This is a genomic window from Halolamina sediminis, assembly GCF_001282785.1.
Taxonomy (GTDB): domain Archaea; phylum Halobacteriota; class Halobacteria; order Halobacteriales; family Haloferacaceae; genus Halolamina; species Halolamina sediminis.
In genome coordinates this window covers 485,616-510,612 of sequence record NZ_CVUA01000001.1, presented here as the reverse complement: position 1 = coordinate 510,612, position 24,997 = coordinate 485,616, and the positions used below count along the sequence as shown (strand labels likewise).

Below are 24,997 nucleotides of genomic sequence, written 5' to 3'. Positions count from 1 at the left end.
CAGGGATCTCGACGCCGCAGGGAGTTCGAGACGCGCCGATCCAGTCCCGCCGATCGGGAACTGGCCGGTAGTTTTTCGCTCCACGAATCCGACCAAGTATTCGTGCCCAAGACCGTACTCGTCCCCGTCGACGGATCGCCACAGTCCGAGGTCGCGCTCGACCACGCACTCGAACAGTTCCCCGACGACGAGATCGTCGCGCTGACCGCGGTCGACCCCATCGCGGCCGGCTACAGCGCCGCGCCGGGGGCCGAAGGAGGCTACCCCGGTGAGTGGATCGAACAGGCGAACGAGCGTGCGGACGACATCCTCAACGACGCCGTCGAACACGCCGCCGAGCAGGGCCACGAAATCGACACCGTCCGCGTCACCGACCGGCCGGCCCGGGCGATCGTCGACTACGCCGACGAGGAGGACGTCGACCACATCGTGCTCGGCAGCCACGGCCGGACGGGCGTCACGCGCGTGCTGCTGGGCAGCGTCGCCGAAACCGTCGTCCGGCGTAGCCCGTGTCCGGTGACGGTGGTTCGGTAGCTGAACGGATACCTCGGTTTCCGGCACCGAGAGCCGACAGGCCCCGGCAGAGCCCGCCCGGTCCTATCCCTTTTTGCGTCGGCTGCTCCAACTGCCAGCCATGTCTGAACCGGACTTAGACCGCTTCACTTCGCGCCGGTCGACCGTCTACGGCGCGGAGGGCGTCGTCGCGACCAGCCAACCCCTCGCCTCACAGGCGGGGATCTCCGTCCTGCGCGACGGCGGCAACGCGTTCGACGCCGCGGTCGCGACCGCGGCCGCGCTGAACGTCGTCGAGCCCACCTCTACGGGGCTGGGCGGCGACGTGTTCGCACTGTACAAAACCGCCGACGGCGACGTGGGCGCGATGCGCTCCTGTGGTGGCGCGCCCGCCGACGCGACGCTCGAGAACGTCCGCGAGGCCGTCGCCGCGGAGTCCGACGAGGAGATCGAGCCCGAGGAGGCCGAGATGCCGATGACCGGCGCACAGGCCGTGACCGTCCCGGGTACCGCGCGGGGCTGGGAGCTCACCGCCGAGGAGTTCGGCAACAAGGGGCTGGCCGAACTGCTCCAGCCGGCGATCCGCTACGCGACCGAGGGGTACCCCGTCTCCGAGGTCATCGCGTCCCAGTGGCAGCACGGCGAGGAGCTGTTCACCGACGAGCACGCCCGCGAGGCGTACCTGTTCGATGGCGAGGCGCCGAGCACGGGGCAGGAGGTCACGCTCCCCCGACTCGGTGAGTCCCTCCAGACCATCGCCGAGGAGGGCGCCGACGCGTTCTACGAGGGCGAGATCGCCGAGAAGATCGCCGAGGAGGTGCAGTCGAAGGGCGGGTTCATGACGACCGAGGACCTCGCCGACTTCGAGCCCGAGCTCCTCGACCCGGTGTCGACGACGTACAACGGCGCCGAGGTGTACGAGCTCCCGCCGAACAACCAGGGACTGATCGCGCTGGAGGCACTCAACGTCGCCGAGGAGATCGGCGCCGGCGAGCACGACCTCGACAGCCCCGAGCGCGTCCACTACTTCGCGGAGGCGATGAAGGTCGCGTTCGCGGACGGCCACCACTACATCACCGATCCCGAGTACGAGGACCACCCGCCGCTGGGTTCGGAAGACTGGGCGAAAGAGCGCGCCGACCTCATCGGCGAGACCGCCAACCACGACGTGAGCTTCGGCGTCGAGGGGAGCAACGCCGAGGACGCCGACACCGTCCTCCTCTGTGTTGCAGACGGGGAGGGGAACGTCGTCTCCTTCATCAACTCCCGCTTCGCCGGCTTCGGCTCCGGACTGGTCGCGGGCGACACGGGGATCGCGCTCCAGAACCGCGGCGCGTCGTTCTCGCTCGACGAGGACCACCCCAACCACATCGAGCCCGGGAAGCGCCCGTTCCACACGCTGGTCCCCGCGATCGCGGACTTCGCGGCCGATGACGACGAGACGGAGGACTGGGCCGCCTTCGGCGTGATGGGCGGGTTCATGCAGCCACAGGGCCACCTGCAGGTGATCTCGAACATCGTCGACTACGACCTGCCGCTGCAGGCCGCACTGGACCTGCCGCGCTGGCGCTACCGGGAGGACGGCACGCTGGCCGTTGAGGAGCGACTGGGCGACGGCAACGAGCTGCTGACGAAGCTCACCCGGAAAGGCCACGACGTGCGGGTGCTCTACCCCGGCCTGTTCGGCGGCGCCCAGATCGTCCGGAACGAGGACGGCACGCTGTCGGGCGCGACCGAGCCCCGGAAGGACGGGAACGCACAGGGGTACTGAAGAACGTAACTGCTTCCCGCTCGGGGCGCGGGTCTCAGACCATGCGCCAGTTCCTCGTCGTCGGGCACGACGCCCCGACCGAGCCGTCGTTCTCGCTCGACGACATCGCCGGCGGCGCCGGCCGGCTGGACGTGCTGTGTCGCTGTGTCAACGCCGCGTTCTTCCTCTCACACGACCTCCGAGAGGACGTACAGGTCCACCTCGTGCTCGCCGACGAGTACACCGTCACCTTCGACGGCGCCGACCTCCGCCGGCTCAACCCCGACGAGCGCTCGACGGCGGCGTTGATCCGCGGCGCACTGGAGGAGAAGCGGGAGGCGATCGGCCACCAGCCGGTCGAGACGAGTCCGGGCGTCTCGCTCTACCGGATGGGCGTCGAGGCGACGTTCGAGCGCGTCGCTCGGGACGCGACGGTCGTCCAACTCCACGAGGACGGCGAGCCGCTCCCGGAAGTCGAACCGCCGGCGGACCCGCTGTTCGTGCTCTCCGATCACCACGACTTCGCCGAGTCGGAGGCGGAGCTGCTAGCGGAGAACGCGGACCAGCGAGTCCGGGTGGGCCCGGAGCTGCTCCACGCCGACCACACGATCACGGTCGCGCACAACTACCTCGACACCGCGGGGTACGAGCGGTACTAGCGGATCTTCCGCACGTCGCTCACGTCGAAGCCGCCCTCGTGGATCTCGGTCTCGAAGCGGACGATGTTCTCGGCCTCCAGTTGGGAGAGCACCCCCCGGAACTGCCGGACGACCATCGTCCGGGCGCGCTGGGAGCCGCCGGACTCCCACGAGAACTCGAACGTCCCCTCGGAGGCGTCCATCAACTGCCCGAACTCCGTGCGGGTGATCGCGTCGCGGTTGACGATCATGATGATCAGGCCGTCCCAGGTGTGGGAGGCCTTGGTGAGCCCGCGGAGCAGCGTCGTGATGTCGTTCCACTCCACGTCCTCGCCCATCGCGCCGACGAGGTCGGAGATCGAGTCGAGCACGACGAGGTTGCCCGTGGCGTTCTCGTTGAGGTAGTCCCCGAGCGCGCCGAGCACGTCCTCGGTCCCCTCGGATTTCCCGAGGTCCTCGATCGTCTGGGCCTCGCCCATGTACCACTCCCGCGGAATCGGCGAAAGCTGGAAGTACTCCGGGGAGAGGTCGCGGAACTGCATGTGTTCGGTCGCCGCCTCGACGATGTCGTCGTCCATCGAGTGCTGCATCTCGCGGGCGATCTCGTCGGCGTCGGCGGTGAAGGAGACGTAGTGGACCTCCGGCGGGACGACCGACCGATCGGGCAGATCGCCGTAGTAGAGGTCGAACAGCTCCGGGTCGGCGTCGTACAGCGCGTTCATCGCCGCCGCGGTGTGGGCGAACTCGCGGGCGCCCGCCCCGGACTCCCCGGCCGCGAGCAGGGTGCTCCCCGGCGGCGCCCCGCCGCGGAGGATGCTGTCGATGCGCGCGACGCCCAGCGGTAGCCGCTCCATAGCTCTTCGAGGGCACGCCGGCCGTATAAAGGGTTCCCGTGTCGGCCGCGGTCCGGAGCCGTTAGTCGATCGACGCCCCGCGGTTACGCCCCGCAGCGACGAGTACCTCCCCCCCGACGCCCGTCGCCTCGAGCGCGTCCGCTCCGGCCTCGCGGGCAGCGTCGGCGTGTGCGGCGTCGGTGACGCCGTACACCGCCGGCCCCCACGACGACTGGCCGGCGCCGTACACCGCGGCCGACGAGGAGAGCGCGTCGACGACGCTCCCCACCGGGGGTCGGTAGGTGCCGCCCTGCTCGTCGGCGTACCACGCGCCGTTGAGCCGACCGACCTCGCTCACGGCGTCGCCGAAACGGGCGGCGTCGCCGGCCGCGACCGCGGGTAGCACCCCGCGGACCACGACGCCCGCGATCCGGTCGGCGAGTTCGGACTCGGCGTCGGCGACCGTCCGGCGCATCGAGGCGTCCTCGTCGTCGCCGCTTCGTCCCGCCGAAGCGTCGGGGACGACGACGAGGAACCGCCAGTCGCCGGGGACGGGGTGGCGCGCGGACACCGCCGGTACCTCCCACGCCCCCACCTCGGGCGCGTCGGCCGTGAACAGCGCCGCGGGGTGGCCGGCGTCGAGCACGAACCCGCCCTGTTCGAACGTCGCGACGCCGACGCCCGAGCGGCCCCCGCGGCCGAGATCGGGCGCGCGCTCACGGGCTGCTGGCGCGCGGCCGTACGCCCGGGCGATCGCCGCGAGCACGGCCAGCGCGGTCTGCGTGCCGCTGCCGAGCCCGGCGTGGCGGGGGAGGTCGCTCTCGACAGACACCGCTGCACCGGGTAGATCGAGCAGCTCGCAGACGCGCTCGGCGTACTCAGCGGCCACCTCGTCGTCGCAGACCACCGCCTCGGCGGTCGTCGCCTCGACGGCGAGCGTCGGGCGATCGAGCGCGACGCCCAGCGCGCCGTAGAGCCGGTCGTGTGCCAGCGCGAGGTTGCCGAAGCCGAAGTGGAGTCGCGCAGCTGTCTCGACGCGTGCCATCGTCCGTCTCTCTCGCTCCGGGCCCTTCGCCGTTTCGGCGGCTCCCGTGACGTCGTTACCGCTCCTCGACCACGGTCCGCTCCCGATCCCGGTTCGAGGGCTGTTCGGTGCCTTCGGTCTCCAGCAGCGTGTCCAGTTGCCGTTCGAACTCCGCCTCGGTGAGCTCGCCGCGGGCGTAGCGCTCCCGCAGCGTCGCTACGGGGTCGTCGGCCGCTTCAGGATCGCCGTCGGCATCGTCCTCGTAGTACGTGAGGATCGCCAGCGCCGGCGCGACGATGAACCAGCCGAGGATGAGGACGACCGCGGGGAGGGCGCCCAGCGAGAGCACTGCGGTGAGGGCGGCGAGTCCGAGCGAGACTACGAGGACGAGCGCGATGCCCGGCCAGGACTTGAGCGGGACCATGTCCGGAGACGCGTCAGGAATCCTGAAAAATCTACCGTGGTCAGGTGGCGTCGACGGTCACGAGTGCGACGCGCTCGGAGGCAGACGAAGCGTTCAAATCTCGTCGACGTGCCGCGTCTCGACCGCGATCCCGCGACTCGACTCGAGCATCTCCTCGCCGAACATCGACGCCCGGCCGACGCCGAACGCCTTCGGGCCGTCGACGATCACTTCGTCGCCCGTGCGGATCTCCTCGTCGGCGTCGACGACGCCCGGCGCGAGCACGCTGCCGTGGGGGACGAACTCGTCGATCTCGACGGTCTTGCTCGGCGCGTCGCTCTCGGCCCACTTCCGGGCGCCCGCGGTGGTAAAGGAGAGCACGCCGTAGTTGGGCACCATCGTCGCCAACTGCTCGCCCTCGCTGTCGCGGACCTGCAGCTTAGGGTAGCGACTGGTGGTCTGAATCTCGTCGCTCGGGAACAGCGCCTCGCCCGCGCCCTCGCCGAGCTGGTAGTCGGCCATCGCGCGGACGATCCGGTGTTCGCGAGTGCGCTTCTGGTACGCTTCTTCCCCCTCCAGCGCCGCCGAGAGCGCGTCGAGCGACTCGTCGGTCGTGGGGTGGTCGCCGACAGTGTACTCGAACTCGGCGTCGACGGCGGGCTCGACCGTCTCGCAGATGTCGGTGTAGCCGCCCGGCGGGACGTGGGCGATCACGCGATCGTAGTCGTTCCGTTCGAGGTAGCGCCGCAGCACCGCCGAGACGAACTCCTTCTCGTCGGCGCTCCAGCGGCCGGTGACGACGGTGTCGTACTGCTGGGCCGGGTAGGTGAGCTCCAGCTCCTGCGGGACGACGCCGATGGGCGAGGTCATCGACGCGAGGTGGCCGCGCCACTGGATCGCGTCGTGGAACTGTCGGTGGCTCTGGGACTCGCTGTACGGCTTCGTCGCCGAGCAAGGCACCAGCACGAGCGGCCCGTCGAACTCGGCCCGATAACGTTCGGTCACGCGCTCGGCGAAGCGCTGGATCTCGGGCCGGCGGATGCTGTCGCCGCTTGCGGCCGCGAGTTCGCTGTCCCGGACCACGGGGGCGCGCTCCTCGACGTACTCGTACTGCTGATCGAACTCCCGGAACGCCGCAGTGAGCCACTGGTCGTGGCGGGCCTGCCCCTCGACGTAGTCCCGGAGGCGCCCCTCGCGGATGCGCTCGCGGACGACCCGGAGTTCGGTGCGCAGTGCGTTGACGTTGTGCTCCGCGCAGTCCCGGCGGTCGAACTCCTCGATCGGCTGCTGGCAGGCCGAACACGAGCAGGGAAGCTCTCGGAGGTCTTCGAGGAACCGCTCGCCCTCGCTGGTGAGGTAGAACCCCTCCGCGCCGCGGACCTTCGCTTTCTTCGCGTCGACGAGATCCACGCCGGCGTAGACGAGCGTCGCGACGTTGCGCGGCGTCGCGACGCCGGAGAGGTAGAGCGCGGTGTCGGCGGGGATCGCCTCGCGGGTGCGGACGATCGCGTCTTTGAACGCCGCGGCGTGGCCGACGAAGCCGTTGGCGTCCGAGAGCAGGTAGGCGTCGGCACCCACGTCCCGGGCCTCCTCGCTGGAGACGACGGCGGCGCTGGGGGCGTCGATCTCGGGGTGGTCGACGCGGAACGACTCCCGGACGGGCTCGCGGGTGCCCGGCGGGAACGCGCGGTGGGGGAGGATCGTGAGGCGGTCGTCGGCGCCGTCGGGGAGCTCGCGGTCCTCGGCCCAGAGGGAGCCGGCGTCTTCGGTCACCTCGTCGACCGTGGCCGGCGTCGTGACGGGGTCGGCGAGGCGAAGTTCGCCGAGGCGGGCGGCGCCGTCGCGCCCGTGCACCTCGAAGTACTCGGTCATGGCCGGAACTGGCGCGGGGAGGGCCTTATCGGGTTCGTTGTGACACCGCCGACAGCTTGATGCGGCCGGTGGGACAGACGGATCTATGGTGGAATCAGGAGGGAGCGGGGGTATCGTCGCCGTGCTCCTGCGAGAGATCGGCTTCAACCCCGACGTGGAGAGCGACCGCGAGCCCGACCGTGGGCCCGTCCGGCTGGTCGCGAGCGCTATCGTCGTCCTGACGGGGGTCGTCCTGCTGATCCCGAACATCACCGTCCTGCTGACGCCGGGGCTCGGGCCGGTCGGGCTCGCGCTCTCGCTGCTCGGCACGGTGGTCTCGACCGGGCTGGTCGCTGCGGGGTACAGCCTCTACCACAGCAACTTCAGCAACCGCAACGCGATCCGGATCGCGATCTGGAACGTGCTCGGGATCGTCGTGCTGGGAGCGGTGATGCTCGGCCTGTTCGCCTACCAGCGCAACGCCGGCGCCGCCCCGGTCGACCGGGCGTTCACGATCGCGAACCTGCTCGCGATCGGCGCGGCGGCCCACGTCATCATCGGCGTCTACGACGCTCGGCGTGTCCGGGCGGAGGAACTGGCCGCCGAGCGCCGGAAGCTGGCGGTGCTGAACCGCGTGCTCCGGCACAACCTACGGAACGAGGCGACGGTGATGCTCGGTCACGCCGACCAGATCGCTGCAGTCGCCGAGGATCAGGGGGTCGTCGACTCCGCGGAGACGCTCAAGCGGCACGTCGAGACCGTCGGCGAGCTCGCCGAGGAGGCCGACACCGTGATGAGCATCTACGATCGCCGCGGGAGCGGGCTCGAGGAACGGTCGATCCGGGCCGACGCGAAGGAGGCAGTGGCCGCGGTGGCCGACGCCCATCCCGACGCCGACCTCACGGTCGACGTGTTGGAGGGGGTGACGGTCCGTTCGGACCCCGCGCTTACGGACGCGCTGGCGGAGCTCGTCGAGAACGGCGTCGTCCACGGCGCCGAGGAGCCCGAGGTCACCGTCACCGCAGCCCGCGAGGACGGCCGCGTCGCGATCGAGATCCGGGACAACGGTCCGGGCATCCCCGAGGAGGAGTACCAGGTCGTCACCGGCGACACCGAGATCACCCAGCTCACCCACGGCTCCGGGCTGGGGCTCTGGGTCGCGCAGGCGGTCGTCGATGCCGCCGACGGGCGGCTGGAGTTCGGCTCGTCCACCGAGGGCGGCACGGTCGTCACGCTCCGGCTCCCGGCGGCCTGAGCCGGGGGACGCGGCCCCCTCTGCCGAACCCGTTAGCTTCTTTCGCCGTCCGGCCCGAGCCCCGACGTATGAACCACGAGCGCTCAGGCGAGCTCTACGACCGCGCGCTGTCGGTCATGCCCGGCGGCGTGAACTCCTCGGTCCGGGCAGCGATCGAGCCGTATCCCCCCTTTGCCGACCACGGGGAGGGCGGCCACCTGATCGACGCCGACGGCAACCGCTACGTCGACTGGGTGATGGGGCTCGGTCCGCTCCTGCTGGGCCACGACCTGCCCGAACAGGTCCAGTCGGAGATCCAGCGCCACGCGAGCGCGGGACCGATGTACGGGATGCCGACAGAGATCGAAGTCGAGCACGCCGAGTTCGTCGCGCGACACGTCCCGAGCGTGGAGATGCTCCGCTTCGTCAACTCCGGCACCGAGGCCACCGTGTCGGCGACGCGGCTCGCCCGCGGCTACACGGGCCGGAACAAGATCGTCGTGATGCAGGGCTCCTACCACGGCGCCAACGACTCCACGCTCGTGGAGGGCGACATCGACGAGCGCGGCCCCTCGACGCAGGGAATCCCCACCGAGTTCGCCGAGCACACCATCCCGGTGCCGTTCAACGACCACGAGGCCGCGACCGAGGCGTTCGAGAAGCACGGCGACGACATCGCCGCCGTGCTCGTCGAGCCGATCCTCGCGAACAAGGGGATCGTCCACCCCGTCGACGGCTACCACGAGACGCTGCGCGATCTCTGTGACGACTACGGCTCCCTCCTCATCTGGGACGAGGTGATCACGGGGTTCCGCGTCGGCGGGCTGGGCTGTGCTCAGTCGAAGTTCGGCATCGAGCCCGACGTGACGACGTTCGGGAAGATCATCGGCGGCGGCTTCCCCGTCGGCGCCATCGGCGGCAAAAGCGAGATCATCAGCCAGTTCACCCCCGCCGGCGACGTGTTCCAGGCCGGGACGTTCTCGGGCCACCCTGTGACGATGGCCGCCGGACTCGAAACGCTGCGCTTCGCCGCCGAGAACGACGTGTACGAGCACGTCGACAGTTTGGGCGAGCAGCTCCGCGAGGGGCTCACCGAGATCGTCCGGGAGCAGGCGCCCTCGTACACCGTCGCCGGGACGGACTCGATGTTCAAGCTGCTCTTCACCCGTGACGGCCCGGAGAACGTCGACGACACCTGCGCGGGCGGCTGCAAGCAGACCGAGAGCTGCCCGCGTTACGACGACTGCCCGAAGACCGGCGCCGACGTGGCCGCCGCCGAGACCGACCGCTGGCGGCGGCGCTTCTGGCCGGCGATGAAGGAACAGGGCGTGTTCCTCTCCCAGAACCAGTTCGAGTCCCAGTTCGTCTCCTACGGCCACACCGAGGCGGACGTGGAGAAGACGCTCGAAGCGTATCGGGAGGCGCTCTAAGCGTACTCCTCGATCTCTAACGTATCGACGTTCGCCTGTTCCTTGATCCTACGACGAAAATCACCATCGTCGGTGACGACCGGTTCCCCGAGGTGTACTGCTGTCGCGGCGATCACTGCGTCGGCGACGCCGACACCGCTATCGTTCGGGTCGGCTGCCTGCACTCGGCCTTCGATCTCGCCTGCGCGTTTCACGATCGAGTCCGTGGTCTCCGCCCGCGGGAGTCCGTCAAGTACACGTTCGAACTTCCGTCGATTGGCCTCCGTTTCATTCCCCTTTCCGACAGCAGTCCACAACTCGAAGACGACGACGTGTGGGACTCGGCGGGGAACCCCCGCGTCCTCGATCTCCCGAGCTTTCTCGATTGCTTCGGGCCGGTTGGCGTCGATGTCGATAAGGAAGTTCGTGTCGAGGATCACGTCTCCCGCTCCGTGAGATCGGTCAGCGAGACTTCGTCGGCATCGGCAGTACGTTCGAGGGCAGCTTTTCGCTCGTCAGCGCGTTCCTCGTCGTACTCCCCGTCGTCAGCGAGATCGAGTAGCGACACGTCGTCGATAAGCCGATCGACAGTCTCCGAGACGGTTTCATCCTCGCGCTTGCGGGCCATCACTCGCTCGTAGAGGTCGACATCGAGCCGAACGCTCTTGGTCGGCATGCGTATACGTTCGTATACGACCGGTATCAGTGTTTCGCCGGAATCGACGTTCGACGGCGAACGTACCCCTTTTCCCCACCCGTCGCCCACTCCCGCCCATGAGCACCGACAGGACCCTCCGCCTCGCCACGCGCGGGTCCGACCTCGCCATGCGACAGGCCGCGTTCGTGCAGGAACGGGTGGGCACCCGCCGGCGCCCGGTGGAGCTGGTCGAAGTCCAGACCGAGGGCGACCGGATCCGGGACGAACTCATCGCCGACCTCGGCCGCATCGGCGCGTTCGTCCACGCGTTGGATCAGGAGGTCGTCGACGGCGACTGCGACGCCGCGGTCCACTCGATGAAGGACATGCCCACGGAGTTCGCGGACGGGATCGTCGTCGCCGCCGTGCCCGAGCGAGCGCCCGCCGGCGACTTGCTGGTCACGAAGGAGGGGAAAGAGTTCGACGAACTCCACGAGGGCGCCGTCGTCGGCACCTCGTCGGTCCGCCGGACCGCCCAACTGCTGCACGCCCGCCCCGACCTCGACGTGCGGCCGCTCCGGGGGAACGTCGACAGCCGGATCGAGAAGCTGCTCGCGCCCGAACTCCAGCGCGAACACGAGCGCCGGCTCGGGACGGACGAGGAGGAGGCGAGCAAGGAGATGCGAGAGTACAACATCGATCCCGAGGGCGTCCTCGACGACGAGAACGAGGGGCTGAACGCGATCGAGGAGGAGACCGACGAGTTCGACCAGTCCGTCGAGGAGTGGTTCGACGGCCTCTCCGAACTGGAACGCGGCGCGCTGGGCCAGGAGTACGACCACGAGTACGACGCGATCGTGCTCGCCGAGGCCGGCCTCGAACGCAGCGGCCTGCGCCACAGGATCGGCACCAGCCCCCTCCCGACCGAGGAGTTCGTGCCGGCGCCCGCACAGGGGGTCATCGCCGTCACCGCCCGGGACGAGGACGTGATCTCCCGGCTCCGGAAGAAGCTCGACCACGCGCCGACCCGCGTCGCCGTCACCGTCGAGCGCACCGTGCTTGCGGAGCTGGGCGGGGGCTGTGTCGCCCCGCTGGGCGTCCACGCGACCGTGCAGGGCGACAGCGTCTCCGTCCGCGCGCAGGTGCTCTCGACCGACGGCACCGAGGTCGTCGAGGAGACCCGCGACCTGCCCATCGACAGCCACGTCGACGCGGCCGTCGAGTTCGCGGCCGACCTCGCCGACCGCGGCGCCGACGACCTGATCGCGGCCGCCGCCGAGGAGTAGATGCCCCGCCCCCGCGTCGCCGTCTTCCGCCCGGACGACGGCCGCATCGACGACGCCGCCGACTTCCTCGACGCCCTCGGCGCCGAGCCGGTGCCGGATCCGATGCTGACGATCGAACCGACCGGGGAGACACCGCCGGACGCCGAGTTTGTCGTCCTCACCTCGGCGACGGGCGTGGACGTGCTCGCCGCTGCGGGCTGGGATCCGGGCAACGCTGTGCTCTGCTGTATCGGCTCCTCGACCGCCGAGGCCGCCGAAGCGAAGGGCTGGACTGTCGACCGCGTCCCCGAACAGTACGACTCCGAAGGGATGGTCGCCGAGCTCGAAGGCGACGTTGCGGGGAAGACCGTCGCCCTCGGACGCTCGGACCGGGCGAGCGCGACGATGCCCGAGGGGCTGCGCGACGCGGGCGCCGACGTGACCGAGACGACGCTGTACCGGCTCGAACGGCCCGCGGACGCCGGTGAGTCCGCGGCGCTGGCTGGCCGCGGCGAACTCGACGGTGCCGCGTTCACCTCCTCCTCGACCGTCGAGGGGTTCCTCGTGGCCGCCGAGGAGCGGGGGGTCCGTGAGGAAGCTGTCGCGGGCCTCGAAGACGCGGTCGTCGGCGCCATCGCCGAGAGCCCCGCGGAGAGCGCACGGGACGCGGGGATCGCGGTCGACGTGGTGCCCGATGAGGCGGATTTCGAGGCGCTCGCGCAGGCAGTCGTCGAGCGGGCGAAACACCGCGCGTAGCCCGTTACCAGTGGGCTTCGTGGAGTTTCTCACCCTCCGGCCGGAGCACATCCGTGATTACCCGGACGTCGCCGCCGCCCGCGGCGAACACCGCCGTCGAGGAGAGGAGCGAATCCGTCCCGCGGATCGCGGCGGCACGCTCGCCCGAGACGCTGTAGACGACCGCACGGAGCCCCGCGATGTCGATCCCGCCGGCACACATCGGGCAGGGTTCCGTCGAGGTGTACATCATCAGCTCTCCCGCGTCGTCTCGCTCCGAAGCGGCGCGTTTCGCGAGCGTGAGCTCCGGGTGGGCTCGCAGATCGTTCTCGGTGACGACGCGGTTGCCGGCCCGCATCACCACCTCGTCGTCCTTCACGAGCACCGAGCCGTACGGCTCGTCGCCGCGGGCGGCGGCCTCGCGGGCGCAGTCGATCGCTTCGGCCATGTGGGACTCGTGGTCGAACTTCTCGAGATCCATACCGGGACTGACGGCGCCGGAGCCTAAAGTGGATGCGGGCGGGCTCACACCGTCGGTAGCCGCCAGCCGTACCGCAACGCGCCGAGGCGGAGCGCGAGCACGACGCCCGCGGCGAGCAGCGTCGTCGTGCCGAGCCCGATCCCGAGCGCGACCGCCGGCGGGGCGACGGCGCCGCCGACGACCGCGGGCGTCGCGTAGAAGTCCTCGCGGAGCACCGCCGGCACGCGGGCAAGCAGCAGGTCCGAGAGGCTCCCGCCACCGACGCCAGTCAGCGTCGCGGTGACGACGACGCCGAAGGGAGAGAGGCCGGCCTCGATCCCCACGGCGGCACCGGTGGCCGAAAACGCCGCGAGCCCGAGCGCGTCCGGGAGGAGGACGGCGGGGCTCGCCATCAGGTCGCCGCGGACCCGCATCGCGAGCACGACGGCGAGGGCGATCCCACTGGCGGCGAACAGCACCTCCGTGTTCGACTGCAGCGACGTGGGGATGCGGCCGACGAGCAAGTCCCGGATCGTCCCGCCGCCGAGCGCGGTGAGGAAGCCGAGCACCGCCACGCCGAACAGGTCGAGGTCGGCGTCGCTACCCTTCAGCGCGCCGACGACGGCGAACGCCACGAGCCCGATCGCGTTCATCGCCTCGAACGCGGGGCCTGCGTCGACCATCAGTCCCCGTTGGTGTCGGTCTCGGAGATGTGGCGGATGCGGTCGACGCCGTCGATCTCGTGGATCGTCGTGGCGACCGCCTCGGGGACGAGCGACTCCCAGTCCCCGCCGGTGACCAGTCGCTCGCGGATCTCCGTCCCTTCGAGTACGTCGCGCTGGAACATCGGCGACTGGCGCACCTCGACGCCGGACTCCTTGAACAGCCGGACGACGAGGGGGTTGTTCGAGTACGCCACGTCGAACTTCGGCGTCATCGACTGAACGTGGCCGACCCAGACCGCGTTGCGGTCGAGGTCCTCGATCGGGACGACGTAGGTGGGGATGTCGAGCGACTCCAGCGCCTTCGTCACCATCATCACGCGCTCGCCGGCGGTGAAGGGGTTCCGCGTGGTGTGGGAGTCGCCGGCGGAGCCGATCCCGACCACGAGCTCGTCGACCTCCTCGGCGATCTCCCCCACCATTCGGTGGTGGCCGTCGTGGTACGGCTGAAACCGTCCGATGTAGAACCCCCGCATGCTCACGGCGTTCGCTCTCGGGGGGTATAAAAACGGCGAGTCGCGACCGGGGGTTCATTTATAAGCTATCGAGCCGGCAGCCGTTCAGAGAAACGGCGCCTAACGCCAGTATAACGCCGGATTACGACGGAGGAGCGAATTCCGCTGATGGGGGAAAGTATATCAAGCTCACGAGCCACTCTCGAAGTAGCGACAGCGTTCTATGAGCAACGAAACGGACGATACCGACGTGCCCGACGAGGGGGAGCAGGGTGACGATCCCTTCCCGCTCAACGGGTCGGGCGCCCGCGAGGGCGACCCCGACGAACAGCCCGACCCCCCTGCGGAGCAGCAGCGCCGCGGGGAGGACGAGGACGAGCCTCCCGAGATCGACGACCTCGGGAGTGAGGTCGAGTTCGACGCCGAGATCGCCGACGACGAGGAGATCGGGAAGGACGACCTGCTCGGCGGGCTCCGCATCGATTCGACCAGCGAGATCGAAGTGCCGGATCGGCTGGTCGATCAGGTGATCGGACAGGAGCACGCCCGGGACGTCGTGATGAAGGCGGCAAAGCAGCGCCGCCACGTGATGATGATCGGCTCCCCCGGGACGGGGAAGTCGATGCTCGCGAAGGCGATGGCCGAGCTCCTGCCGAAGGAGGAGCTCGAAGACGTGCTGGTGTACCACAATCCGGACGACGGCAACGAGCCGAAAGTCCGGACCGTGCCCGCGGGCAAGGGCGAACAGATCATCGACGCCCACAAGGAGGAGGCCCAGAAGCGCGATCAGCTACGGAGGCTCCTGATGTGGATCGTGATCGCCGTGGTCGCCGGCTACGCCATCCTCGCGATGGGGAACCCCATCATCGCCGTGATCGCGGCGGTGCTGATCTACATCGGGTTCCAGTACATCTCACGGGGCAGCGACGCGATGATCCCGAACCTGCTGGTGGACAACGCCGACACGAAGACCGCGCCGTTCGAGGACGCCACGGGCGCCCACGCGGGGGCGCTGCTGGGCGACGTGCGCCACGACCCGTTCCAGTCCGGCGGGATGGAGACGCCGAGCCACGACCGCGTCGAGGCCGGCGCCATCCACAAGGCGAACAAGGGCGTGCTGTTCATCGACGAGATCAACACGCTCGACGTGCGCTCCCAGCAGCACCTCATGACCGCGGTCCAAGAGGGCGCGTTCGGGATCACGGGCCAGTCCGAGCGCTCCTCGGGCGCGATGGTCCAGACCGAGCCCGTCCCGACGGACTTCGTGATGGTCGCGGCGGGGAACATGGACGCGATGGAGAACATGCACCCCGCGCTCCGGAACCGCATCCGCGGCTACGGGTACGAGGTGTACATGGACGACACCATCCGCGACAGTCCGGAGATGCGCCGGAAGTACGCGCGCTTCGTGGCCCAAGAGGTCGAGAACGACGGCCGGCTCCCGCACTTCACGGACGACGCCGTCGAGGAGGTCATCCTCGAGGCCCGGCGCCGCGCCGGCCGGAAGGACCACCTCACGCTCGAACTCCGTTCGCTGGGTGGGCTGGTCCGCGTCGCGGGCGACATCGCCCGCGGCGAGGGCGCGGCGTCGACGACCCGCGAGCACGTGCTCGAAGCCAAGGGCCGCAGCCGCTCGATCGAGCAGCAGCTCGCCGACGACTACATCGAGCGCCGGAAGGACTACGAGCTGCAGGTCTCGGAGGGGTACCAGGTCGGCCGCGTCAACGGGCTCGCGGTGATGGGCCAGGACTCCGGGATCATGCTGCCCGTGATGGCGGAGATCACCCCCTCTCAGGGGATGGGCGGACAGGTGATCGCCACCGGCCAGCTGCAGGAGATGGCCGAGGAGTCGGTGCAGAACGTCTCGGCGATCATCAAGAAGTACACCGACGAGGGGATCGCCGACAAGGACATCCACATCCAGTTCATCCAGACCGGCCAGCAGGGCGTCGACGGCGACTCGGCGTCGATCACGGTCGCGACGGCGGTGATCTCCGCACTGGAGAACATCGGCGTCGACCAGAGCCTCGCGATGACGGGCTCGCTGTCGGTGCGGGGCGACGTGCTCCCCGTCGGCGGCGTGACCCACAAGATCGAGGCCGCCGCGAAGGCCGGCTGTGACCGCGTGATCATCCCGAAGGCCAACGAGCAGGACGTGATGATCGAGGACGAGTACAAGGAGATGATCGAGATCATTCCGGTCTCGCACATCTCCGAGGTGCTCGAAGTCGCGCTGGAGGGCGAAGGCGGGAAGGACTCGCTGGTGAGCCGGCTCAAGAGCATCACCGGCTCCGCGCTGGAGAGTTCGGACGTGACGAAGCCCGCGGGCGGGTCGGAGCCGACGCCGCAGTAAGCGGTCCTTTTTTCGGGCGCTTTTTTGGGTGACGCCACGGTGGGTAGCGGTGGCGCCGACATACTGAAGCGAAATATCTTGTTTGCGTGTAAAATCAGCTTTTGGCCGACGGATCGGCGGGTATGAGCCAGCGGGAGTCAGCGTGGCCCAACAGAATGAACGTCCAAGCACGCGTGCGTCACGTTGCGTCAGCGTGAATCGGACACGGACGCCGGATGAATCACCGACGTACCGTAGTCTCGCGGGATACTGGCGTGAAGCACCTCGAACGGATGGTCAAGCAGAGAGCGATCACGAAGCCGTCGACACCGAACGAAAGATCGGATACAAGCCCGACGAGGTGACACAGTTCCTCAACGAGATGCGGCAGCGGGTCAAAGCATCTGTCGTCGTCTAGCTCGCTAACTAACGGTTCTCGGCGAGGCACTTCCACGGCGGAAGACGAAGCTGAAAGTGTTGTGGCAATCACGCGGAGTCTATAACATCCAGCGTGTCCAGTAAGCCGATGAAGTCGTGGGTCTGAGGTGGCACAAGAACGATGATCACCTAGATTTGTGACGGTCCACTTCTGGCGAGAGCGAAACAGTGACACGCACACGAGCAGGTGACCATCGCGATGGAAAGCACCGCTGAATTCCCGGAAGCCTTCCTCAATCGGCTGCTTAGCCGGCTTCAGTAAACCGCGAACTGGTGAAAACGGCCCATTAGTCGTGCAATCAACGTGTCGACGACGGTGAGACACTTAGTGGCCACTGGTGAGGCCTGCGTTACAAGAAAGAACGAATTCAGACCGTCGACAGCCTACAATTCCGTATCGAGGAGAATGCTGTCGGACGGCTCGTGGACGATGACTACTCGGTCACCTTCATTAGCATCGGTCGAGTGGTTTGCCGAGGCGGTATCGGCAACGGAGAACTCATCATCGGCGGCGTAGCTGGTTATGGACTCGAAGTTCTCAGCCCCATTACCCTCTACATTCACCGTGAGGTCACCCGCACGGATAGCGTCCCCACCGTTGTGTGAGATTGAGACGTTATTACTGTTGCCAACTTCCGCATCCAGCTGAGCCTGCGGTGCCTGGTTCAGGCTGTCACCGAGGCCGAGGACGAATGTTCCAATGACGGCGGCCAAGATGACCGTGATCGCGACCATCAGGATGACCCCGATGACCGGGCTCACACCACGATCGTCATCACTGAGTAATTCAGCTATACCCACCATTATTCCACCTCAACCGTTGTGTCGAGCAGAATGGATTGCGAGGGTTTGTGGATGATCGTCACCTCTACCTCACCGTTCATTGTGGGGGCACCGTTCGTACCACTTTCAAAGGTGGCACTATCTCCGACACCGAATTCATCCCCACTGAAAGTGCTATTGTCTGAAAGCGACAGGTCAGTTGTGCTATTCAGAGAAACACTCACATCGCTAACCGTCAATGCGTCACCACCATTGTGTGAAATCGTGAGATTACCGGAACTTGTTGAACTCGCATCCAACTGAGCCTGCGGCGCCTGCTGCAGGCTGTCTCCAAGTCCGAGTACGAACGTGCCGATCACTGCGGCCAGAATGACCGTGATCGCGACCATCAGGATGACGCCGATAACCGGGCTCACACCACGGTCCTCGTCGAGCATCGCTTTGATTTTCTGTTTCATGAGTATGTCCGACCGCCCACCGGTGCGAGTGTGGAAACCCGCCTAGCGAGGCTGTCTACTGTTAAACACGCGGCGGTGACTGATAAACTCTGGGCCTAAATTCCCAGATTTGGAACTCAGAGCAGGCTATGCCTCCCCGTCACTGTCCGGTAGTTATTGACTGGATGACCAGTAAGACCAACTGAACGATTGAATGGTTGACAGTTTAGTTGCCGGTCCAGCGCAGCAGCGCCAGCGTCCCCTCGTAGAGGACGATCATCGTCGCCGTCTACGGAGCGGCAGCGGCACTATCCCCTGACTCCGGATCGAGCGGGAGGTCGATGACGAGTTCGTCGAACGGGACGACCGGCCGCTTGCGCTGGCCTTCGTCCTCGAAACGGACGACCCCCAGTTGAGCGAGTCGAGTGAGTTCATCGTGGACGTTCTTCACGTCCCGCTCGACGATTCGCGCTGCCTCGTTGATACTCTCGGGCTCTGCACGCCGGACGCTCTCGATGAGGTCCAACACGCGGGGCGTGAACGTCTCCATGAGGTCATCGTAGCTGGTAAACGAGAGCGTGGGTGGGTCGTCGACCGAGCCACCCCGGTCGAGCGTCTCGATGCTGTCGGTCACGTCGTCCTCGAACGCCTCGGACGATTTGACTGTGACGACCAGCGTCGATTCCGCTCGAAGCTGTTCGCGCTCAAGTGGGTGCAGTGGCGGCGTGTTGTCGTTCATAGGTATCACCTCGTGTTGGGCTTATCTGACCTCGACCGTCGGTTTCGGAATCTCGTTCCAGAACCGATTCCAGAGTTCGACCATTCCGGGGAACTCGATTGTCTTGGGTTCTGGGTCAGGAGCCACGTGCAGTTCGTGCCCCTTCGTGTCCTCGTGGGAGTTGTCATAGCGCCGTATTGTCCCGTCGCCGAGCGTTCTGGGTGGGTCGGGATCCGTTGTGCCGTAGTGGAGTTTGTAGGCCCATCCACACGGGTACGCGTCGCGGTCGGTCCGTAGGCAGAACACCCGGACGAGGGTTCCATCCGGGTACTTCTCCCCCAGACTAACGCCGTCGAGGTCGTCGCCGATCGGCGTGGCCATCCTCGGCTATTGGTTTGTCAGCCAATGCCTTAACTCCATCCCCCAGTCCTAGCACGAACGTGCCGATTTAGTTGCCGGTCCAGCGCAGCAGCGCCAGCGTCCCCTCGTAGAGAACGATCATCGTCGCCGCGATGATGAACGGCGTCATCCCCGTCGGGTCGGGGTTGACGAGGAACGCGATGGTGAGAAAGCCACCCCAGAACAGGAGGCGCTTGTCTTCGAGCCACTCCCGGGTGACGATCCCCATCATGATCGCGAGCATGATGAACAGCGGGATCTGGAAGATCACCGCCATGTAGCTCATCAGGACGATGATCAGCGAGAACGTGCTCTCGAGCCCGTAGGCGACGGTGGCGACGTTCTCGTCGGTGTACACCGTGAAGTAGCTCATGATCGCCGGGATGATGACGAAGTGGGAGAACGCCATCCCGATCGTCCCGAGAATCAGGCTGGTCGGGATCGCGGAGATGTAGTACCGCCGCTCCCGGGGGTAGAGCCCGGGCCGCATGAACATGTACGTCTCGTAGACGAACACCGGCAGCGCCACGAGCAGCCCCGCCAGCGCGGTCACCTTGAGCTTGGTGAGCACCAGCTCCAGCGGGCCGTACACGCGCGGCCGCCGGCCTTCGATCTCCGGCGCGCCGGGGATCGCGTTGTTCCAGAGCGCGTCGATGATGTCCACCGCCGTGGGCACCTGTTCGAACAGCTGGCCCAGTCCCAAAAGCGTCAGCGCCACCGCGCCGCCGACGATGAACACCACCGACAGCCGCTTCATCATCTCCTCGATGTGGGCCGCAAGCGGCATCTCCTGGTCCGAGTCGGGACCCTCGCCGAGCAGCCCGTCGTCCGTGTCGAACCCGTCCCCGTCGTCCGGCTCGGACTCGTCGTCTACCGACGGCATCGTCGCGCCGCGCTCCTCGGGCCGCGTCGGCGTCTCGGTGATGTCGTAATCCTCGAAAACGTGTTCGGCCTCGAACTCGTCGTCGTCCTCGTCGTCTGCTTCGGCGTCGTCCGCTCCCGCGCCGTTCTCGTCCTCGCGCGTGTCGTTGTCGGGACCGAGCCCGTCGACGTTCGTGAACGCCGGCGCGTCGTCCTCTTCGTCCGGCTCGCTCACGTCGTCGTCGGCCGCGTCGTCCGTCGCGTCATCGTCCCCGTCGTGCGGTTCCGACTCGTCCGACTCCGTGTGATCGGAGTCGTCCTCCGGCTCGACGTCGGGGTCCGTTCGCTCCTCGTCGGAACCGGATGCTGACGAGTCGGACGGCTCCCGTCCCTCCTCGTCGTCCGGTTCCTCGGCCATATGGGTCGATATCCCTCACGCGGTCTTATAGGCCTTTCCGGATCGCCCGCCCGCGAGGTGGAAAGGTTGATAACGCCGAAGTGGCTCGTTCTCGCTATGTCCAGCGCGCTCGACGACGATACCCAGCGCGCCATCGCCGAGGGGCGGGAGACGGCGGGTGCGGTGCTCCGATCCGCACAGAAGGATCTCCAGAAAGTCTTCATCGTCTTCCTGATCGGGTTCTTGGGCGTGTTCATGGCGCTCCGGAGGGGCGTCTGGGAGTGGCTCAAAGGCGTCACGACCCAGCGCATGCCCGCGGAGCTCCAGTCGCAGTTCGACATCATCGCTCAGACGCCCTTCGACGTGATCCTGCTGCAGGCGAAGATTTCCCTCGTCGCAGGGATCATCGTCGCCGCCCCCGTCCTCGTCTACTTCTCCCGGGACGCCCTGCAGGAGCGGGGCCACTGGCCGGAGGTGCCCATCCCGCTGTGGAAGGCCGTCCCGATCGTCCTGCTCTCGGGGCTGCTGTTCATGGGCGGGATGGCGTACGGCTATCTCCTCTTCTTCCCGATCATGTTCAACTTCCTCGCCGGCAACGCGGTGTCGGCGGGCTTTGCCCCCTACTGGTCGATCGTTCTCTGGACCGAGTTCGTGCTGCTGCTGACGTTCTCGTTCGGGCTGGCGGCCCAGATGCCGCTTGCCATCACGGGGCTCTCCTACACCGGAATCGTCCCCTACGAGCAGTTCCGGGACAAGTGGCGCTACGCCGTCGTCGCGATCTTCGTCTTCGGCGCCGTGTTCTCGCCGCCGGACCCGTTCACCCAGATCATGTGGGCGGCCCCGCTACTCGTGCTGTACGGCTTCAGCCTCTATCTCGCGAAGTTCGCGGTGACGATGAAACGCGGCAGCGAGCGCCTCTCCGTCGGCGGCGTGCTCCGGCGCAACTGGAACGCGACCGCGGCGCTGCTGGTCGCCGGCGTCGCCGTCGCGTGGCTCTACGCGAACACCGGCGGCCGCGACGCCGCCAACGCCGCGCTCGAAGCGATCGGGAGCAGCTACCGCGCGCCCGCAGTCGACGGGCTCACGTCGCTCTCCGCGACCACGAACGTCGTGCTGGTCGGGCTCGCGATCGGCGTCGGCTTCGCCGTGATCGGCCTGCTGCTGTTCGCCTACCGCGAACTCGAAGAGACGGTCGAGCCCGATAGCGAGATGGGCGATCCGGCAGGGATCGACCTCGAGACCCTCGACGAGGACGGCGTCCGCGCGGCACCGATCCAGGCGTTCGAGTCGATGAGCGAGCCCGAAGCGCTCGAGGCCGCCCAGCACGCCATCGACGAGGGTGACCACGGGAAGGCACAGGCCATCCTCGACCGCCACGACGAGGCCCACGAGCCCGACCCCGACGCGCCCGAGCCCCCGACCCACGAGACCGACCCGCTGTTCACGCCGGTCGGCCCGATCGGCGCGATCCAGCGCGGCCGTGCGTGGGTCGACTGGGGCCAGCGCCTCCGCCAACAGGGGCAGCCCCTCACCGTGCTCGCAGTGGTGCTGTTCGGCCTCGCGTATGCCGTCCTCGGCTACCCTGGCGAGGTGAACGCGCTGCTCACGCAGGGCGGCTTCGAGTTTGCCGTCCCGGCATTGGGCTACTCGACGGTGGTTGCCGCGGGCATCGCCGCCGCGGGGGTGCTCGCGTTCGTCGCCGTCCTCGTCGGGGTCTACGTCCTGCTCGCGTGTTACTTCGCGGGCACCGACCCGACCGCGGTGAACGTCGGCCAGCTCTCGACTGCGGAGCTCGAACGCGCGCCGCCGGCGACGTTCACGGCGCTGGGCGAGCAGGAGGCGAACTTCTACGCCAACCGCGCGCTGGCGGCCGACGACGACGCCCGCGCACGCCTGATCCTCGACCGCTACGACGAAGCGACCACCGCGGCCGAGGAGGAAGCCGAGGAGGACGAGGCGGAGCCGGGAAGCGTGAGCGACCGCACCCAGCGCGCCGGCAGCACGTTCCTCGACGAGTTCGCCGAGGACACCGACGAAGACGATATCGGCGGCTACTACAAGGACATCCAGTTCATCCTCGGCTCGCTCACCTCGGGGCTGTTCTACATCGTCGGGACGTTCATGGCCGTGATGGCGGGCTCCTTTTTCTGGCTGTACACGGGCGGCATCCGCGACGTGTACGCCGACTTCCTCGCCCGCGTGCCGGGCGAGGTGCTCGAACCCGGCCAGACCGCCGCGGAGGCGTCGAAGGTGATCGCGCTCCACCCCGTCGAGGCGCTGGTGTTCGAAGTGAAGTTCTCGGCGCTGCTGGGCGTCGCCGCGGCGCTGCCGCTGATCGCCTACTTCGCGTGGCCCGCGCTGCGGGACCGCGGGTTCGTGCGCGGGCGCCGCGAGGTCATCTTCGGCTGGGCCGCGCTGCTGAGCACGGGACTGCTCGGCGGACTCGTGTTCGGCTACCTCGAAGTTGCACCGCGGGTGATCTCCTTCCTCGTCGAGGATGCACTCGCTGCGAACATGACGATCAGCTACCGGATTACCGACTTCTTCTGGCTGATCTTCTTCACCACCGCCGGGATCGGTATCCTCGCGGACGTGCCAGTGCTGATGGCGCTACTGAACACCGCGGGGATCCCCTACACCGCGATGCGAAACCGCTGGCGGGAGGTGATGATCGGGATGATGCTCGTCGCCGCGCTGCTGACGCCGGCGGACGCGCTCACGATGATCATGATCACGATCCCGCTGATGGCCGCCTACGGTATCGGCCTCGGGCTGCTGTACGTGCTCACCCTCGGCGGGCGGCGAAACCTCCGCAAACCCACGATCGGCGCCACGAGAAGCGACGATAGGTAGGGCGGGCCCGGGGCGGTGACCGACGAACGGTGCGCTTTTGCGTCCCCTCGGATACTCTCCCGGTATGACTCTGCGAACATCGGCAACACGGCGTGTCGTCGATCGACCGCGTGGACGGGAGGGGGACCGATGACGAAAGTCTCCGTCGAGATTCCCGACGAACTGCTCGAGGATCTGGACGAGCACGTCGGCGAGGGCGGGAAGTTCGTCAACCGCAGCGACGCGATCCGGGCGTCGATCCGGAAGACGCTCGACAGGCTCGACGAGATCGACCAGCGGCAGGGTCGGCTGGAGGAGGAAGAATGAGCGCCGACCGGCGCCCGCTCCCGGTCGATCGCCTGCTGCTGGTCGCGCTGTTCGTCACCGCGCTCGTCGTCGCCCAGCTCACCGCGGCGAAGCTGCTCTCCGTCCAGCTCCCGTTCTCGATCCCGGTCGCGGGCAGCGCGCTCGCGCTGCCGGGTGCAGCGCTCGCGTACGCCGTGACGTACTTCGCGTCGGACTGCTACGCCGAACTGTACGGGAAACAGGCCGCCCGCGAGCTGGTCAACGTCGCGTTCCTGATGAACTTCGTCGTGCTGGCGCTGGTCTGGAGCACGATCGTCGCCCCCGCCGCCGACCCCGAGTTCGCGAGCACGTTCGCCTCGGTGCTCGGCGCCTCGACGAACATCGTCGCCGGCAGCCTGCTGGCGTACGTCGTCAGTCAGAACTGGGACGTGCTCGTCTTCCACCGGCTGAAGGATCTCACCGACGGCGACAAGCTCTGGCTGCGCAACATCGGCTCGACTGCGAGCAGCCAGCTCATCGACACGGTGATCTTCGTCGGCGTCGCGTTCTGGGTGCTCCCGAACGCCGGGATCGGCACCGAACTGGGCCTGCCGCTGGTCAACAGCGGCCCCGTCCCGAGCGTCGCCGCGCTGATCGTCGGCCAGTACGTGCTGAAGCTCGCGATCGCGCTGATCGACACGCCCTTCGTTTACGTAGTCGTCGGCGCGGTCCGTCGCCGTGACGCGGGCGAGCGGCGACTGTTCGCGTCGTAGACTGTCGGTAGCTCTTTGTTCGGCCGTGCCGACGCCGGGGGTATGGACTGGGAGCGACTCCTGAACGGGCTGTTGACCGTCGCCGCCGTCGCCGCCGCGGCAGCCGCGCTCGGGGTCGTGTTCGTCGCCGGCCCGGTCGATCCCGCGGCGGTCGCGATGCTCGGCCTGTGTGCGGCCTTTTTCGGGGCCAGCGCGTTCGCCCGCGTCCGTGCCCACCCCGCCTACGGCGTCCTGAACGCCGGCTACGTCACCGTGCTGTTCGCGCTCTGGTATCTCGTCGTCGACGCCTCGCCCGGCCTCGACGCGGCAGTGGTCGACGCGATCGGCCTGTTTGCGGTCCTCGCCGCGGGCGGGCTAGTCGTGGAACTGTACAGCTATCGCCGTGATGTCGACTCTCGGCCGGAGTGACGACGACTGGATGGCTTTTTCTCGCCGGCGGCCCGAGTCGCGGGTGATGGACGAACAACGGGTCCAGACGGCGCTGTACGCCGCCGCGGCGGTACTGATCGTGTCCGTCGGCATCGCGTTCGTCGTCCGCCCGGGGGGCCCCGCCAGGTGGGCGTACGGGCTGGTCGTACTGGGGACGGCGTTTTTCGCCGCCAGCGCGGTCCCGCGGGTCCGGGACCACGACGCGTACAACGCCCTCGGCGCGGCGTTCGCGGCCGCAGTCTGTACGATCGCTTACGCCGGCAGCGGCACGCTGTTCGTCGGCATCCTCGCCGTGTTCAGCGCGGTCGGGACACTGGTCGAACTGTACAACTGGCGGGCGGGAACGACGTATCTCCGGCTGTAGCCGCCACGGTTTTCACCGGA

27 protein-coding genes are annotated in these 24,997 nt (G+C 67.9%); 13 read left to right on the top strand and 14 right to left on the bottom strand.

Annotated elements, in window-relative coordinates:
• The first annotated feature begins 102 nt into the window (after positions 1 to 102).
• From BN1959_RS02630 to trmY, 3 genes are all read left to right on the top strand, one after another.
• Positions 103 to 534, top strand: coding sequence for a universal stress protein (locus BN1959_RS02630; RefSeq protein ID WP_053947168.1), 432 nt, complete (start codon positions 103 to 105; stop codon positions 532 to 534).
• Positions 535 to 634: 100 nt separating this feature from the next.
• On the top strand, positions 635 to 2,284 hold the full coding sequence (ggt, locus tag BN1959_RS02625; protein WP_053947167.1) for a gamma-glutamyltransferase: 1,650 nt from the start codon (positions 635 to 637) through the stop codon (positions 2,282 to 2,284).
• 41 nt (positions 2,285 to 2,325) lie between these two features.
• Complete coding sequence (gene trmY / locus BN1959_RS02620) at positions 2,326 to 2,922, top strand: tRNA (pseudouridine(54)-N(1))-methyltransferase TrmY (RefSeq protein WP_053947166.1); 597 nt, start codon at positions 2,326 to 2,328, stop codon at positions 2,920 to 2,922.
• On the opposite strand, the gene BN1959_RS02615 is transcribed toward trmY, so the two are convergent.
• The 4 genes from BN1959_RS02615 to arcS all read right to left on the bottom strand — a co-directional run bounded on the left by BN1959_RS02615 (position 2,919) and on the right by arcS (position 7,033).
• On the bottom strand, positions 2,919 to 3,755 hold the full coding sequence (locus tag BN1959_RS02615; protein ID WP_053947165.1) for an RAD55 family ATPase: 837 nt from the start codon (positions 3,753 to 3,755) through the stop codon (positions 2,919 to 2,921). The genes trmY and BN1959_RS02615 overlap by 4 nt on opposite strands.
• Positions 3,756 to 3,816: 61 nt before the next feature.
• A complete protein-coding gene (locus BN1959_RS02610; RefSeq protein ID WP_053947164.1) occupies positions 3,817 to 4,779 on the bottom strand; it encodes a beta-ribofuranosylaminobenzene 5'-phosphate synthase family protein in 963 nt (320 codons plus the stop codon).
• A 55-nt stretch (positions 4,780 to 4,834) separates the two neighbouring features.
• Complete coding sequence (locus BN1959_RS02605) at positions 4,835 to 5,182, bottom strand: SHOCT domain-containing protein (protein ID WP_053947163.1); 348 nt, start codon at positions 5,180 to 5,182, stop codon at positions 4,835 to 4,837.
• 93 nt (positions 5,183 to 5,275) lie between these two features.
• On the bottom strand, positions 5,276 to 7,033 hold the full coding sequence (gene arcS / locus BN1959_RS02600) for an archaeosine synthase subunit alpha (protein ID WP_053947162.1): 1,758 nt from the start codon (positions 7,031 to 7,033) through the stop codon (positions 5,276 to 5,278).
• Between the two features lie 85 nt (positions 7,034 to 7,118).
• On the opposite strand from arcS, the gene BN1959_RS02595 reads away from it, so the two are divergent.
• The gene (locus BN1959_RS02595; protein ID WP_053947161.1) at positions 7,119 to 8,267 is read left to right on the top strand and encodes a sensor histidine kinase; all 1,149 of its coding nucleotides are present in this window, start codon (positions 7,119 to 7,121) and stop codon (positions 8,265 to 8,267) included.
• Positions 8,268 to 8,335: 68 nt separating this feature from the next.
• Positions 8,336 to 9,676, top strand: coding sequence for a glutamate-1-semialdehyde 2,1-aminomutase (gene hemL / locus BN1959_RS02590; protein WP_053947160.1), 1,341 nt, complete (start codon positions 8,336 to 8,338; stop codon positions 9,674 to 9,676).
• On the opposite strand, the gene BN1959_RS02585 is transcribed toward hemL, so the two are convergent.
• Both BN1959_RS02585 and BN1959_RS02580 read right to left on the bottom strand, forming a co-directional pair.
• The gene (locus tag BN1959_RS02585) at positions 9,673 to 10,095 is read right to left on the bottom strand and encodes a PIN domain-containing protein (protein WP_053947159.1); all 423 of its coding nucleotides are present in this window, start codon (positions 10,093 to 10,095) and stop codon (positions 9,673 to 9,675) included. The two genes, hemL and BN1959_RS02585, sit on opposite strands and share 4 nt — an antisense overlap.
• Entirely contained in the window at positions 10,092 to 10,331 is a 240-nt protein-coding gene (locus tag BN1959_RS02580) for a hypothetical protein (RefSeq protein ID WP_053947158.1), read from the bottom strand. The genes BN1959_RS02585 and BN1959_RS02580 overlap by 4 nt, the downstream gene beginning before the upstream one ends.
• A 98-nt stretch (positions 10,332 to 10,429) precedes the next feature.
• On the opposite strand from BN1959_RS02580, the gene hemC reads away from it, so the two are divergent.
• Both hemC and BN1959_RS02570 read left to right on the top strand, forming a co-directional pair.
• Positions 10,430 to 11,578 (top strand): hydroxymethylbilane synthase, encoded by a 1,149-nt coding sequence (gene hemC / locus BN1959_RS02575; RefSeq protein WP_053947157.1) that lies wholly within the window; start codon positions 10,430 to 10,432, stop codon positions 11,576 to 11,578.
• Entirely contained in the window at positions 11,579 to 12,313 is a 735-nt protein-coding gene (locus BN1959_RS02570; protein ID WP_053947156.1) for a uroporphyrinogen-III synthase, read from the top strand.
• A 4-nt stretch (positions 12,314 to 12,317) separates the two neighbouring features.
• Here the strand turns inward: BN1959_RS02570 and BN1959_RS02565 are convergent, their stop codons facing one another.
• The 3 genes from BN1959_RS02565 to BN1959_RS02555 are packed head-to-tail and all read right to left on the bottom strand — an operon-like array spanning position 12,318 to position 13,950.
• Complete coding sequence (locus BN1959_RS02565) at positions 12,318 to 12,773, bottom strand: nucleoside deaminase (RefSeq protein ID WP_053947155.1); 456 nt, start codon at positions 12,771 to 12,773, stop codon at positions 12,318 to 12,320.
• A gap of 44 nt (positions 12,774 to 12,817) precedes the next feature.
• Entirely contained in the window at positions 12,818 to 13,435 is a 618-nt protein-coding gene (locus BN1959_RS02560; protein ID WP_053947154.1) for a trimeric intracellular cation channel family protein, read from the bottom strand.
• Positions 13,435 to 13,950, bottom strand: a complete 516-nt coding sequence (locus BN1959_RS02555; protein WP_053947153.1) for a nicotinamide-nucleotide adenylyltransferase — start codon at positions 13,948 to 13,950, stop codon at positions 13,435 to 13,437. The genes BN1959_RS02560 and BN1959_RS02555 overlap by 1 nt, the downstream gene beginning before the upstream one ends.
• A 202-nt stretch (positions 13,951 to 14,152) precedes the next feature.
• Between BN1959_RS02555 and lonB the strand changes: the two genes are divergently transcribed.
• Positions 14,153 to 16,282, top strand: coding sequence for an ATP-dependent protease LonB (gene lonB, locus BN1959_RS02550; RefSeq protein WP_053947152.1), 2,130 nt, complete (start codon positions 14,153 to 14,155; stop codon positions 16,280 to 16,282).
• 801 nt (positions 16,283 to 17,083) lie between these two features.
• On the opposite strand, the gene BN1959_RS02545 is transcribed toward lonB, so the two are convergent.
• The 5 genes from BN1959_RS02545 to BN1959_RS02525 all read right to left on the bottom strand — a co-directional run bounded on the left by BN1959_RS02545 (position 17,084) and on the right by BN1959_RS02525 (position 20,315).
• A complete protein-coding gene (locus tag BN1959_RS02545; RefSeq protein ID WP_053947151.1) occupies positions 17,084 to 17,461 on the bottom strand; it encodes a type IV pilin in 378 nt (125 codons plus the stop codon).
• A gap of 41 nt (positions 17,462 to 17,502) precedes the next feature.
• The gene (locus BN1959_RS02540; protein WP_053947150.1) at positions 17,503 to 17,940 is read right to left on the bottom strand and encodes a type IV pilin; all 438 of its coding nucleotides are present in this window, start codon (positions 17,938 to 17,940) and stop codon (positions 17,503 to 17,505) included.
• A gap of 268 nt (positions 17,941 to 18,208) precedes the next feature.
• The gene (locus tag BN1959_RS02535; RefSeq protein ID WP_053947149.1) at positions 18,209 to 18,658 is read right to left on the bottom strand and encodes an HVO_A0114 family putative DNA-binding protein; all 450 of its coding nucleotides are present in this window, start codon (positions 18,656 to 18,658) and stop codon (positions 18,209 to 18,211) included.
• A gap of 21 nt (positions 18,659 to 18,679) precedes the next feature.
• Complete coding sequence (locus BN1959_RS02530; RefSeq protein WP_053947148.1) at positions 18,680 to 19,018, bottom strand: toxin-antitoxin system TumE family protein; 339 nt, start codon at positions 19,016 to 19,018, stop codon at positions 18,680 to 18,682.
• A gap of 67 nt (positions 19,019 to 19,085) precedes the next feature.
• Positions 19,086 to 20,315, bottom strand: coding sequence for a twin-arginine translocase subunit TatC (locus BN1959_RS02525; protein ID WP_053947147.1), 1,230 nt, complete (start codon positions 20,313 to 20,315; stop codon positions 19,086 to 19,088).
• Between the two features lie 96 nt (positions 20,316 to 20,411).
• Between BN1959_RS02525 and tatC the strand changes: the two genes are divergently transcribed.
• From tatC to BN1959_RS02500, 5 genes are all read left to right on the top strand, one after another.
• Entirely contained in the window at positions 20,412 to 23,147 is a 2,736-nt protein-coding gene (gene tatC, locus BN1959_RS15335) for a twin-arginine translocase subunit TatC (RefSeq protein WP_053947146.1), read from the top strand.
• Positions 23,148 to 23,276: 129 nt separating this feature from the next.
• Positions 23,277 to 23,453 (top strand): ribbon-helix-helix domain-containing protein, encoded by a 177-nt coding sequence (locus BN1959_RS02515; protein ID WP_053947145.1) that lies wholly within the window; start codon positions 23,277 to 23,279, stop codon positions 23,451 to 23,453.
• Positions 23,450 to 24,184, top strand: coding sequence for a queuosine precursor transporter (locus tag BN1959_RS02510; protein ID WP_053947144.1), 735 nt, complete (start codon positions 23,450 to 23,452; stop codon positions 24,182 to 24,184). Before BN1959_RS02515 ends, BN1959_RS02510 begins: the two co-directional genes overlap by 4 nt.
• 42 nt (positions 24,185 to 24,226) lie before the next feature.
• Positions 24,227 to 24,592: a hypothetical protein gene (locus BN1959_RS02505; protein WP_053947143.1), complete on the top strand. Its 366-nt coding sequence runs from the start codon at positions 24,227 to 24,229 to the stop codon at positions 24,590 to 24,592.
• Positions 24,593 to 24,638: 46 nt separating this feature from the next.
• Positions 24,639 to 24,977, top strand: a complete 339-nt coding sequence (locus BN1959_RS02500; protein ID WP_053947142.1) for a hypothetical protein — start codon at positions 24,639 to 24,641, stop codon at positions 24,975 to 24,977.
• Positions 24,978 to 24,997: the final 20 nt, after the last annotated feature.